This is a genomic window from Streptomyces sp. AN091965 (assembly GCF_022698285.1).
Taxonomy (GTDB): domain Bacteria; phylum Actinomycetota; class Actinomycetes; order Streptomycetales; family Streptomycetaceae; genus Streptomyces.
Window position 1 is genome coordinate 3,629,986 of the sequence record NZ_JALDMY010000001.1, and the last position, 12,926, is coordinate 3,642,911.

The 12,926-nt window shown below is 70.9% G+C and carries 6 protein-coding genes; 2 read left to right on the plus strand and 4 right to left on the minus strand.

Annotated elements, in window-relative coordinates:
- Window positions 1–32 precede the first annotated feature (32 nt).
- Entirely contained in the window at window positions 33–1,259 is a 1,227-nt protein-coding gene (gene hemW / locus MQV74_RS15170; RefSeq protein WP_242717933.1) for a radical SAM family heme chaperone HemW, read from the minus strand.
- Between the two features lie 54 nt (window positions 1,260–1,313).
- On the minus strand, window positions 1,314–3,239 hold the full coding sequence (locus MQV74_RS15175; RefSeq protein WP_242717936.1) for a SpoIIE family protein phosphatase: 1,926 nt from the start codon (window positions 3,237–3,239) through the stop codon (window positions 1,314–1,316).
- Between the two features lie 530 nt (window positions 3,240–3,769).
- Between MQV74_RS15175 and MQV74_RS15180 the strand changes: the two genes are divergently transcribed.
- Both MQV74_RS15180 and MQV74_RS15185 read left to right on the plus strand, forming a co-directional pair.
- A complete protein-coding gene (locus MQV74_RS15180; RefSeq protein ID WP_242728722.1) occupies window positions 3,770–7,957 on the plus strand; it encodes a HAMP domain-containing protein in 4,188 nt (1,395 codons plus the stop codon).
- A 12-nt stretch (window positions 7,958–7,969) separates the two neighbouring features.
- Window positions 7,970–8,554 (plus strand): response regulator, encoded by a 585-nt coding sequence (locus tag MQV74_RS15185; RefSeq protein WP_242717937.1) that lies wholly within the window; start codon window positions 7,970–7,972, stop codon window positions 8,552–8,554.
- Between the two features lie 62 nt (window positions 8,555–8,616).
- Here the strand turns inward: MQV74_RS15185 and MQV74_RS15190 are convergent, their stop codons facing one another.
- Together MQV74_RS15190 and lepA are read right to left on the minus strand one after the other, a co-directional pair.
- Entirely contained in the window at window positions 8,617–10,506 is a 1,890-nt protein-coding gene (locus MQV74_RS15190) for an AMP-dependent synthetase/ligase (protein ID WP_242717939.1), read from the minus strand.
- Window positions 10,507–10,883: 377 nt separating this feature from the next.
- Window positions 10,884–12,746, minus strand: coding sequence for a translation elongation factor 4 (gene lepA, locus MQV74_RS15195; protein ID WP_242717947.1), 1,863 nt, complete (start codon window positions 12,744–12,746; stop codon window positions 10,884–10,886).
- Window positions 12,747–12,926 lie beyond the last annotated feature (180 nt).

Consider the following 12,926-nt stretch of genomic DNA (forward strand, 5'->3'; position numbering starts at 1 on the left):
TCAGTCCACCAGGTCCTCAGTCCACCAGGACCTCAGTCGACCAGGTCCCGCACCACCGCGTCGGCCAGCAGGCGGCCCCGCAGGGTCAGCACCGCACGGCCCCGCTCGTAGGGCTCGGGGGCCAGGAGGCCGTCCGTCAGGGCGCGGCGCGAGGCGGCCAGGCCCGCTTCCTTCAGGAGCGACAGCGGGCAGCCGTCCCGGAGCCGCAGTTCGAGGAGGATCCGCTCCACTCGGCGGTCCTCGTCCGCGAGGAGCTCACGCCCGGCCCCCGGCGAACGCCCCTCCGCGAGGGCCGCCGCGTACGCCCCGGGGTGCTTGACGTTCCACCAGCGCACGCCCCCAACGTGGCTGTGCGCGCCGGGGCCCGCGCCCCACCAGTCGGCGCCCCGCCAGTACAGCTCGTTGTGCAGACAGCGGCCCGCCTCCGAGGTGGCCCAGTTGGACACCTCGTACCACTGGAACCCGGCGGCCGACAGTGCCTCCTCGGCGATCAGATAGCGGTCGGCGTGCACGTCGTCGTCCGTCATGGGGACCTCGCCGCGCCGGATGCGGCGGGCGAGCTGCGTGCCCTCCTCGACGATCAGCGCGTACGCGGACACGTGGTCGGGCCCGGCGTCGATCGCGGCGTCGAGGGAGGCCCGCCAGTCGTCGTCGCTCTCGCCGGGGGTGCCGTAGATCAGGTCGAGGTTGACGTGCTCGAAGCCCGCCGCGCGCGCCTCGGCGACGCAGGCCTCGGGCCGCCCGGGGGTGTGCGTGCGGTCGAGGATCTTCAGAACGTGCTGCTTGGCGCTCTGCATGCCGAAGGAGACGCGGTTGAAGCCGCCCTCGCGCAGGGTGCTCAGATACGCGGGGTCGACCGACTCCGGGTTCGCCTCGGTGGTGATCTCCGCGTCGTCGGCGATGCCGAACTCGTCGCGGACGGCGCTCAGCATCGTGACGAGGTCCTCGGCGGCGAGGAGCGTGGGCGTGCCGCCGCCGACGAAGACCGTGCGGACCGGGCGCGGGTCGTCGCCGAGAACCTTGCGGGCCAGGCGGACCTCGTCGACGAGGGTCTCGGCGTAGTTGTCCCGCGAGGCGAGGACACCGCCGGTGCCGCGCAGCTCGGGGGCGGTGTAGGTGTTGAAGTCGCAGTAGCCGCAGCGCGTGGCGCAGTACGGAACGTGCAGGTAGAAGCCGAGTGGGGCCGTTCCGCCCAGGGCGGACGGGGGGAGCGCCCCGTCCTGGGGCACGGGTTCTCCATCGGGCAGGGCGGAAGGCATACCTCCCATTATGGGCCCGGCCCGCGGGTCCCCTCCGTCGCCTCCGCCCCGGGGTCAGCGGGCCTGGAGCACCAGGAGCGCCAGGTCGTCGTCGGGCGGCCGCGTCGAGAACTCGTGGACGAGGCGGCGGATGCGCTCCGCCACGAGCTCCGCGTCGAGCCCCGCGCAGTCGGCGAGGGCCTTGGCGAGCCCGTCGCCGTCGTCGAAGAGGCGCCCGCCGGTGCGGCGCTCGGTGACGCCGTCCGTGACGCACAGCAGCGTGTCACCGGGGAGCAGGTCGAAGGTCTGGCTCGTGTACGTCTCGTCGTCGACCACCCCGAGGAGCATCTGCGGCCCGGTGGCGGGCCGCACCCGGCCGTCGGCGTCCAGGAGCAGCGGCAGCGGGTGCCCAGCGCACGCCACCGTGCAGCGCACCCCGCCGTCGTACGGCACGAGCTCGCCGTACAGGAGGGACAGGAAGCGCGCGGTGGCGCCCTCGGGCGGCACGCCCTGGCCGCCCGCGACGGCCACGACGGCGGCCGCCGCGTCCGCGGCCTCGGTGGCGTCGTCGAGGAGGAGCTGGTTGAGGCGGTCGAGGACCTCGGCGACCTGGTAGCCCTCGCGGGCGAGCAGCCGCAGCCAGGGGCGGGCCAGGCCGATGACGACGGCGGCCTCGGGGCCCTTGCCCTGGACGTCGCCGAGGGCGAAGCACCAGCGGCCGTCGCCCGCGGGGAACACGTCGTAGAAGTCGCCGCCGGGCCCGCCCTGCTCACGCGGCTCGTACACGACGCCGCTCTGCACGCCGGGGATCTCCGCGACGGCGCTCGGCAGCAGTCCGCGCTGGAGGACCCGGCTGATGGTGGCCTGGCGCTGGTAGCGGCGGGCGGCGCTGATGGCGAGGGCCACGCGGCGGCTGAAGTCCTCGACGAGGCCGGTGACCTCGTCGGGGAAGCGCGGCAGCCCGGCCCGGCCGATGACCAGGGCGCCGAGGCTCCGGCCGCCCGCCACCAGGCGGTAGGCGACGGCGGCGCCGGTGGAGTCGCCGCCGAAGGCGTCGCCCGGCCAGGACACCGGCACCGCGCCGGGGCCCGCCGTGTCGGCGAGGCTCGGCGGCTCCTTCTCCAGGACGCGGCGCAGCTCTTCTATCCGCTGTTCACTGGTGTGCCAGACGCGGGCGAGACGGGTGCCGGGGGCGCGGGCGCCCGCCGCGCGCCCGGCGCTGTCGGCCTCGTCGTCGAGCCAGACCGCGCACCAGTCCGCGAGCCGCGGCACGAGGAGCTGCCCGGCGAGGGCCGCGACCAGGTTCTCGTCGAACTGCCCCGCGAGCATGTCGGAGGCCTCGGCGAGGAACGTGAGCGCGCCCCGGTTGATCCACTCCGTGTCGTGCGCGACCCGCTTGGGCGCCGGGGCGAGGATCTCGGCGGAACGGAGCCCGCGCTGGAGCGCCGTGTCACCGGCGTACGCCTCGAAGTCGGGGAGGTCGGCGAGTATCCGCTCGTTGTCCACGGGGAGGCGCGCCCAGACCGTCTTGGTGCCCGAGCGGTAGGTGATGCCCCAGGACTCGGCGAGGGTGGCGACGAGTTGCAGGCCGCGGCCGTACTCGGGCGTGCCGGGGTGGGGGGAGGGCGGCTCGCTGCGCACGGCGCGCGCCGGGTGGTGGTCGGAGACCTCCACGACCAGGGCGTCGAGGCCGTCGCAGGGGCCTTCGCCGGGCGTCACCTCGTCCAAGCGGCACAGCAGCTCGACGGACGTGCCCGCGTGTACCACCGCGTTCGTCACCAACTCGCTGACCAGGAGCACCGCGTCGTCCACGAGCCGGTCGCTGATCCGGGCGGCGGCGGGCACCGCGAGCTCCACCCAGTCGGCGAGCGCCGCGCGGACGAACCGGCGCGCGGCGGAGGGCGCAAGCGGGTTTCCCGGCAGGGACGTGCGCACTACCGTCGATGGCCCTGGGCGTGAAGCGGACTCGACGGAGGCGCGGACAGCGGTCTCCCGTTGCATCGGAATGGCCCCCACAGTGCGGCTCCTGAGCAGTTCGGACGTTACGCCTCAGGCGACACGGACAGAGTGACAGACTGACTGTGCCCATAAGCACCGAGTTACCGAAGTGGGCCATCATGAGTGAGAACAGTGCTAAGCCCGCGCCCGGACACGGTCAGATTTCGGCATCGGCAGACACGCCGGTATCCGCCCGGACCCCGACCCCCGCCTCCGCTGAGGCACCTGGCCCCCTTCCGCTCCCGCTCCACACAGTGACCTCGGACTTCACCATGGCATCGCCCGGCCAGACGCCGCCCCCCGCCGCCAGTACGCCCCCGCCGACCCCGCCCACCCGACCACCGGCCGCCCCCAAGGGCAAGGACCCGGGGAAGGTGTCGCGCGCCTCGGCCACGCGCCGCTCCCCCACCGCGCGCGCCAAGCTGCCCGCGCCCGCCGCGCCCCCGGACGTGGAGGCGCTGCCCGCCGTCGGCGCCCCGCCCCGGGAGATGTCCGAGGCCGAGACCGCGAGTCTGCGGGCCCTGCTCGCCGCCATGCGGGCCGCCCGCGACGGGAACTTCACCAAGGCGCCGCTGAGCGGCTCGGTCCTGACGACCGAGTTGATCACCGCCTTCAACGAACTCGTGGACCGCTCCACGCACTTCGACGGCGAGCTCATCCGGGTGCGCAGGGAGATGGTGCGCCACGGACGGCTCGACGAGCGGTTCACGGCCAGCCCGGGCCAGGGCAGCTGGGCCACCCGGATCATCGAGGTGAACTCCCTCCTGGAGTCCCTGGTCGCGCCCGCCACGAACGCCACCCGGGTCCTGAACGCCGTCGCGGGCGGTGACCTCACCCAGCGCGTCGACCTGCACGACGGCTCCCGCGAGCTGCGCGGCGACCTGCGCCGGCTCGGGCGCGCCGTCAACACGATGGTCGACCAGCTGTCCCTCTTCACGGGGGAAGTCACGCGCGTCGCCCGGGAGGTGGGCACCGAGGGCAGGCTCGGCGGGCGCGCCAAGGTCCGGGGCCTTTCGGGCAGCTGGCGCGATGTGACGGAGGCCGTGAACACGATGGCCTCGCGCCTGACCGCGCAGGTCCGCGACATCGCGCTCGTCACCACGGCCGTGGCGCAGGGCGACCTCACCCGCACGGTCACGGTCGAGGCCACCGGCGAACTCCTCGAACTGAAGCTCACCGTGAACACCATGGTGGAGCAGCTGTCGGCGTTCGCCGCCGAGGTCACGCGCGTGGCCCGCGAGGTCGGCACCGAGGGCAGGCTCGGCGGCCGCGCCCAGGCGCGCGGCGTGTCGGGCGTGTGGAAGGACCTCACCGACAACGTCAACTTCATGGCGTCGAACCTCACCTCACAGGTGCGCAACATCGCCCAGGTCACCACCGCCGTGGCCAACGGCGACCTGAGCCAGAAGATCACCGTGGACGCGCGCGGCGAGATCCTGGAGCTCAAGGACACCGTCAACACGATGGTCGACCAGCTCTCCGCCTTCGCCGACGAGGTCACCCGCGTGGCCCGCGAGGTCGGCACCGAGGGCAACCTCGGCGGCCGCGCCCACGTACGCGGCGTCTCGGGCGTGTGGAAGGACCTCACCGACAACGTCAACTTCATGGCGGACAACCTCACTTCGCAGGTCCGCAACATCGCCCTGGTGTCGACCGCCGTCGCCCAGGGCGACCTGTCGAAGAAGATCACCGTCGAGGCCAAGGGCGAGATCCTGGAGCTGAAGTCGACGATCAACACGATGGTCGACCAGCTCTCCGCCTTCGCCGACGAGGTCACCCGCGTGGCCCGCGAGGTCGGCACCGAGGGCAACCTCGGCGGTCAGGCCCAGGTGCGGGGCGTCAGCGGCGTCTGGGAGGAACTGACCGACAACGTCAACTTCATGGCGTCGAACCTCACCTCACAGGTGCGCAACATCGCCCAGGTCACCACCGCCGTCGCCAACGGCGACCTGTCCAAGATGATCACGGTGACGGCGCGCGGCGAGATCCTGGAGCTGAAGGACACCGTCAACACGATGGTGGAGCAGCTGCGCGCCTTCGCCGCCGAGGTGACACGCGTCGCCCGCGAGGTCGGCACCGACGGCCGCCTCGGCGGCCGCGCCCAGGTCCTCGGCGTCTCGGGCGTGTGGAAGGACCTCACCGACAACGTCAACTACATGGCGGACAACCTGACGGGCCAGGTGCGCAACATCGCCCAGGTCGCGACCGCCGTCGCCCAGGGCGACCTGTCGAAGAAGATCGACGTGGACGCGCGCGGCGAGATCCTGGAGCTGAAGACCACCATCAACACGATGGTGGACACCCTGTCGTCCTTCTCGTCCGAGGTGACACGCGTCGCACGGGAGGTCGGCTCCGAGGGGCAGCTCGGCGGCCAGGCCCGCGTCGAGGGCGTGTACGGCACCTGGAAGCGCCTGACCACGAACGTGAACGAGCTGGCGCTCAACCTCACCACGCAGGTCCGCGCCATCGCCGAGGTCGCGTCCGCCGTGGCGCAGGGCGACATGTCCCGCTCCATCACCGTCGAGCCCAGGGGCGAGGTCGCCGAGCTGAAGGACAACATCAACCTGATGGTGTCCAACCTGCGCGAGACGACCCGCGCCAAGGACTGGCTGGAGTCCAACCTCGCCCGCCTCGCCGGCCTGATGCAGGGCCACCGCGACCTGATGGAGGTCGCCGATCTGATCCTGCGCGAGCTGACCCCGCTGGTGAACGCCCAGTACGGCGCGTTCTTCCTGGCCAACCCGGACGCCGACGGCACCGCCCCGCTGCAGGCCTCGCCCGCGAAGGGCCTCGCCTTCATCGCCGGGTACGGCTCGGCCCAGGACACCGGCATGGAGGAGCAGGGCTTCCTCGTCGACACCACCGGCATGCCCGCGCACGGCCTGGTGCGCCAGGCGGCCCTGGAGAAGAAGCGCATCCTCCTCGACGAGGTGCCGCCCGACTACATCAAGATCCATTCGGGTCTCGGTGACGCCTCGCCCGCGAGTGTCGTGATCATCCCGATCCTCTTCGAGGACAAGCTGCTCGGTGTGATCGAGCTGGCCACCTTCTCCCGCTTCTCCGACGTCCACCTGGCGTTCTTCGACCAGTTCGTGAACACCATCGGCGTCGCGATCAACACGATCATCGCCAACTCCCGTACGGAGTCCCTGCTCAGCGAGTCCCAGCGGCTCGCGACCCAGCTCCAGGAGCGCTCCGACGAGCTCCAGCGCCAGCAGGCGGAGCTGCGCCGTTCGAACGCCGAGCTGGAGGAGAAGGCGGCGCTGCTCGCCACCTCGTCGCAGTACAAGTCGGAGTTCCTCGCGAACATGTCGCACGAGCTGCGCACCCCGCTGAACTCGCTGCTCATCCTCGCCCGGCTGCTCTCCGACAACCCCGACGGCCATCTGTCCGACCAGGAGGTGCAGTTCGCCACCACCATCCACCGCTCGGGCTCGGACCTGCTCCAGCTGATCAACGACATCCTCGACCTGTCGAAGATCGAGGCGGGCCGCATGGACGTACGCCCGAAGAAGCTGCCGCTGATCAAGGTCCTGGACTACGTGCACGCCACGTTCCGCCCGCTCACGCTGGACCGCGGCCTCGCCTTCGACGTCACGGTCGGCCACGACGTGCCGCGCGAGATGTTCTCCGACGAGCAGCGCCTCCAGCAGATCCTGCGCAACCTCCTGTCGAACGCGGTCAAGTTCACCGCGAACGGCCGCGTCGAGCTGAGCGTGCAGCACGTCAAGCAGTCCCCCGACCCGCTGCTCAGCGACCGCGGCGATCTGATCAGCTTCACCGTCAAGGACACCGGCATCGGCATCCCGCCCGAGCAACTCCCGGTGATCTTCGAGGCGTTCCAGCAGGTCGACGGCACCACCAACCGCAAGTACGGCGGCACCGGACTCGGCCTGTCCATCAGCCGCGAGATCGCGGGCCTGCTCGGCGGCCGCATCACCGCCGAGTCCCGCCCCGGCGAGGGCTCCACCTTCACGCTGTACGTGCCCGTGGTGCACCCCGGCCACGGCGCGGCGGCGGTGGCGTACGCGTCCTCGCGGACGGTGCCCGCGCCCGAGCCCCGGGAGCAGATGGTCCTGTCGGCGCACACCGTGCCCGAGGCCGACGACAACTGGCCCGCACCGACCAAGCTGGAGGCGTGGAAGGAGGGGCACGCGGGCCGGGTGCTGCCGGGCCGCCGGGTGCTCATCGTCGACGACGACATCCGCAACGTCTTCGCGCTCACCCACGTCCTCAGCCGCGTCGGCCTGGTGGTGCTGTACGCGGAGAACGGCCGCGAGGGCATCGAGACCCTGGAGCGCAACCCCGACACCGACCTGATCCTGATGGACATCATGATGCCGGAGATGGACGGCTACGAGACCATCGCCGCCATCCGCCGCTCCCACCGCTGGACGGGTCTGCCCATCGTGGCCCTGACCGCCAAGGCCATGCCCGGCGACCGCGAGAAGGCCATCTCGCAGGGCGCCACCGACTACGTTCCGAAGCCGGTGGACGTGGACCAGCTGCTCACCGTCGTCTGTGCCCTCCTGGACCCCGAGGGCGAGCCGGCGGAGCCCAAGGCGTCCGCGTCCCCGGAGGCCGTCAGGCCTGTGGAGACCGTCGGGCCCCCGGAGGCGGGCGCGCCCCCGGAAGCCGTCGACGCGGCACCCGCAGGAACCGCCGATACGGAACCGCGCGGCGCTCAAGGGGAGACCGCGATCTTGCCGACGACCGAGTGAGGCACCGTCACCATGAGCACTGAGGCCACCACAGCGGACCACGCGAGCATCCTCCTCGTCGACGACATGGAGGACAATCTCGTGGCCCTGGAGGCCGTCCTGGGGTCCCTGAACGAACCGCTGGTACGCGCCCGTTCAGGAGAGGAGGCGATGAAGGCCCTGCTGCGGCAGCGGTTCGCCGTGGTCCTCCTCGACGTACGGATGCCGGGCATGGACGGCTTCGAGACCGCTTCCAACATCAAGCGCCTCGACCAGACGAAGGACGTGCCGATCATCTTCCTGACGGGCACCGACAACGACGCGGGCTACGCCTTCCGCGGCTACGCGACGGGCGCGGCGGACTACCTCACCAAGCCCTTCGACCCCTGGGTGCTCCGCGCGAAGGTCACCGTGTTCCTGGAGCTGCACCGCAAGAACCAGCAGCTGGAGCACATGCTGGCGCGCGAGCAGGAACACTTCGACGAGCTGTCGCTGCGCCTCGCGGCGGTCGAGCGGCAGCTGGCGGACCGGGGCTTCGACGACATGACCGACGTACGCCGCCAGATCGCGCGCATGGAGGAGATCCTGCGGGAGATGCGGCGCAGACGGAGCGTGTGACCGCCCCGCCGCACCTCCTCGCGCCGCGCCCCGCCGCGCCCCGCCGCGTCGCAGGTGTGGGCTCAGGCCTCGCGTGCGCCCGCGTACATCTCCTCGATCAGGTCCTTGTACTCCCGCTCCACGACCGGGCGCTTGAGCTTCAGGCTCGGCGTCAGCTCGCCGTGCTCGACGTCGAGGTCGCGCGGGAGCAGCTTGAACTTCTTGAGCGTCTGCCAGCGCTGGAGGCCCTCGTTGAGCTGCTGTACGTACCCCTCGATGAGGGCGACGGTGGCGGGGGCCGCGACGACCTCGGCGTAGCTCTTGCCCGTCAGGCCGTTCTCCCCGGCCCAGCCCATGATGGCGGCCTCGTCCAGGGCGATGAGGGCGGAGCAGAAGTTCCGGTCGGCGCCGAGCACCAGGATGTTGGAGACGTACGGACACACGCCCTTGAACTGGCCCTCGACCTCCGTGGGCGCGACGTACTTGCCGCCGGAGGTCTTGAACAGGTCCTTCTTGCGGTCGGTGATCCGCAGATAGCCGTCGGGGGACAGCTCCCCGATGTCGCCGGTGTGGAACCAGCCGTCGGACTCCAGGACCTCGGCGGTCTTCTCGGGCAGCTTGTGGTAGCCCTCCATGATGCCGGGGCCGCGCAGCAGGATCTCGCCGTCGTCCGCGATCCGCACCTCGGTGCCGGGCAGCGGCTTGCCGACGGTGCCGGTGCGGTAGGCCTCGCCGGGGTTGACGAAGGAGGCCGCGGAGGACTCGGTGAGCCCGTAGCCCTCCAGGATGTGGATCCCGGCGCCCGCGAAGAAGTAGCCGATCTCCGGGGCGAGCGCCACCGAGCCGGACACCGCGGCCCGCAGCCGCCCGCCGAAGGCCTCGCGCAGCTTGGCGTACACCAGCTTGTCGGCGACCTTGTGCTTGGCGCCGAGGCCAAAGGGCACCGAGGCCACACCGGTCCTGCGGAAGTTGTCCTGGCTGGTCTTCGCGTACTCGCGGGCGATGTCCGCCGACCACTGGAAGATCTTGTACTTGGCGTTGCCACCGGCCCGGGCCTTGGCCACGACGCCGTTGTAGACCTTCTCGAAGATGCGCGGCACGGACGCCATGTAGGTCGGCTGGACCACCGGCAGATTCTCGATGATCTTGTCCACGCGGCCGTCGACGGCGGTGACGTGCCCGAGCTCGATCTGCCCGCTGGTGAGCACCTTGCCGAAGACGTGCGCGAGCGGCAGCCACAGGTACTGCACGTCCTCGGCCGAGAGCAGGCCGGTCGCCGCGATGGCCTTCGCCATGTACGACCAGTTGTCGTGCGGCAGGCGCACGCCCTTGGGGCGGCCCGTGGTGCCCGAGGTGTAGATGATCGTCGCGAGGTGGTCGGCCCTGATGGCCTCGATGCGCTGCCTGACCGCGTCCGGGTTCTTCTCCAGGCGGGCGGCGCCGCGCGCCTCCAGGTCCGCGAGGCTGAGCACCCACCCCTCGGGGTCGTCGTCGGCGGGCTCGGCACCCGCCGGGTCGAAGACGACGACGTGCTTCAGGTCGGGCAGGTTCGCCCGCTGCGCACGCGCCTTGACCAGCTGCTCCGCGTTGTCGGCGATCAGGACCCGGCTGCCGGAGTCGGCGAGGATGAACGCGGACTCCTCGGCGTTGGTCTGCGGGTAGATCGTCGTCGTGGCGGCGCCCGCGCACATGATGCCGAGGTCGGCGAGGATCCACTCGATGCGGGTGGCCGAGGCGAGGGCGACCCGGTCCTCCGGCGCGAGTCCCAGATCGATGAGGCCCGCCGCCACGGCGTCGACGCGCTCGGCGGCCTGCGCCCAGCTCAGCGACTTCCAGTCGTCCGGGCCCTCGCCCGAGGCCGCGGGGACGGGGTATCGGTAGGCCTCGGCCTCCGGCGTCGCCGCGACGCGCTCCAGCAGGAGGTGCGCCACCGAAGGCGGTCGGTTCTCGATCAAGGTCTGTGTGTCGCTCACGACATCCTCCGGGCCCGCGACGGTGCGTCCTACTGGCTGGCTGCGTGTGGCTACTGGCTGGCTGCGTGGGGCTGCTGCGCTCCGCTGCCACTCCAGGCGCGTTGTTTAACTTGCGAGTAACCTCCGAGCAGTGATCAGGGTAGAGGCCGGACGCCCGCCACGTAAGGGGCTGCTGCCTGTCACTTTCTACAGAACGGGGCGGTAGCTTCACTGCCGCCGGACGACGGGAAGGGCGCCGCGCGGCGCTCACCGACAGCCGGAAGCGGCGCCCGCGGACAGCCGGAAGCCGCACTCGCCGACAGACGAAAAGCGCTCGTCCGGGCGACGGACGAGCGCTTTCCACACAGCGGGGAACCCGGCTGCGGCCGGGCGGAGGGCTACTTCTTCTTGGGGCCCTCGTCACTGGAGAGCACCGCGATGAAGGCCTCCTGCGGGACCTCCACGGAGCCGACCATCTTCATCCGCTTCTTGCCTTCCTTCTGCTTCTCGAGCAGCTTCCGCTTACGCGAGATGTCACCGCCGTAGCACTTGGCGAGGACGTCCTTGCGGATGGCACGGATGGTCTCGCGGGCGATGACCCGCGAGCCGATGGCGGCCTGGATGGGCACCTCGAAGGCCTGCCGCGGGATGAGCTCGCGCAGCTTGGCGACGAGCCGCACGCCGTACGCGTACGCCGCGTCCTTGTGCGTGATCGCCGAGAACGCGTCGACCTTGTCGCCGTGCAGCAGGATGTCGACCTTGACCAGGCTGGAGGACTGCTCGCCGGTGGGCTCGTAGTCGAGGGAGGCGTATCCGCGGGTCTTGGACTTCAACTGGTCGAAGAAGTCGAAGACGATCTCCGCGAGCGGCAGCGTGTAGCGGATCTCCACGCGGTCCTCGGAGAGGTAGTCCATGCCGAGCAGCGTGCCACGCCGGTTCTGGCACAGCTCCATGATCGAGCCGATGAACTCCGACGGCGCGAGGATGGTCGCCCGCACCACCGGCTCGAAGACCTGGTCGATCTTCCCCTCGGGGAACTCACTCGGATTGGTGACGACGTGCTCGGCGCCGTCCTCCATGATCACGCGGTAGACCACGTTCGGCGCGGTGGCGATCAGGTCGAGCCCGAACTCCCGCTCCAGGCGCTCGCGGATCACGTCCAGGTGCAGCAGGCCGAGGAAGCCCACGCGGAAGCCGAAGCCGAGCGCGGCGGAGGTCTCCGGCTCGTACACCAGGGCGGCGTCGTTGAGCTGGAGCTTGTCGAGCGCGTCGCGCAGCTCCGGGTAGTCCGAGCCGTCCAGCGGATACAGGCCCGAGAAGACCATCGGCTTGGGGTCCTTGTACCCGCCGAGGGCCTCCGTGGCGCCCTTGTGCAGGGAGGTGATCGTGTCACCGACCTTGGACTGGCGCACGTCCTTCACGCCGGTGATGAGGTAGCCCACCTCACCCACGCCGAGGCCGTCGGCGGCGAGCATCTCGGGCGAGTTCGTCCCGATCTCCAGGAGCTCGTGCGTCGCGCCCGTCGACATCATCCGGATCCGCTCACGCTTGTTGAGCTGGCCGTCGACGACACGGACGTACGTCACGACGCCCCGGTACGAGTCGTACACCGAGTCGAAGATCATCGCGCGGGCGGGCGCGTCCGCGACGCCGACGGGCGCCGGGACCTCGGCCACGACCCGGTCGAGCAGCGCCTCGACGCCGAGCCCGGTCTTCGCGGAGACCTTGAGGACGTCCTCCGGGTCGCAGCCGATGAGGTTCGCGAGCTCCTCGGAGAACTTCTCGGGCTGGGCGGCCGGGAGGTCGATCTTGTTGAGCACCGGGACGATCTTGAGGTCGTTCTCCATCGCCAGGTACAGGTTGGCGAGGGTCTGCGCCTCGATGCCCTGGGCGGCGTCGACGAGCAGGACCGTCCCCTCGCACGCGGCGAGCGACCGCGAGACCTCGTACGTGAAGTCCACGTGTCCCGGGGTGTCGATCATGTTGAGGATGTGCGTCCTGCCCTGGTCCGGGCCCTCGGTGGGGGCCCAGGGCAGACGCACCGCCTGGGACTTGATCGTGATGCCGCGCTCACGCTCGATGTCCATGCGGTCGAGGTACTGGGCGCGCATCTGGCGCTGCTCGACCACACCGGTCAGCTGGAGCATGCGGTCGGCGAGCGTGGACTTGCCGTGGTCGATGTGCGCGATGATGCAGAAATTGCGGATCAGAGCCGGGTCGGTACGGCTCGGTTCGGGCACATTCTTAGGGGTCGCGGGCACGCAGGGTCCTGTCTCTTGAGGCGCCTTATGCCTCGGGTCGGATCGATACGTAGCCTCCATGGTCCCACGGGTGGGCCGTGCCCATCGGTTTGGGCCGCCCCGAAGAGGGCTGGTACCGTGGTCAGCTGTGTCTCGTAGCCCTCTCAGCGCGAGGCGCATGTCAGAGAAACCAGCGGTACC

What these genes read in the sequence shown, in the direction of transcription:
- MQV74_RS15175 (WP_242717936.1), bottom strand. Translation starts at nt 3,239, where the DNA reads ATGCAACGGGAGACCGCTGTCCGCGCCTCCGTCGAGTCCGCTTCACGC.
- MQV74_RS15185 (WP_242717937.1), top strand. Translation starts at nt 7,970, where the DNA reads ATGAGCACTGAGGCCACCACAGCGGACCACGCGAGCATCCTCCTCGTC.
- MQV74_RS15180 (WP_242728722.1), top strand. Translation starts at nt 3,770, where the DNA reads ATGCGGGCCGCCCGCGACGGGAACTTCACCAAGGCGCCGCTGAGCGGC.
- hemW (WP_242717933.1), bottom strand. Translation starts at nt 1,259, where the DNA reads ATGCCTTCCGCCCTGCCCGATGGAGAACCCGTGCCCCAGGACGGGGCG.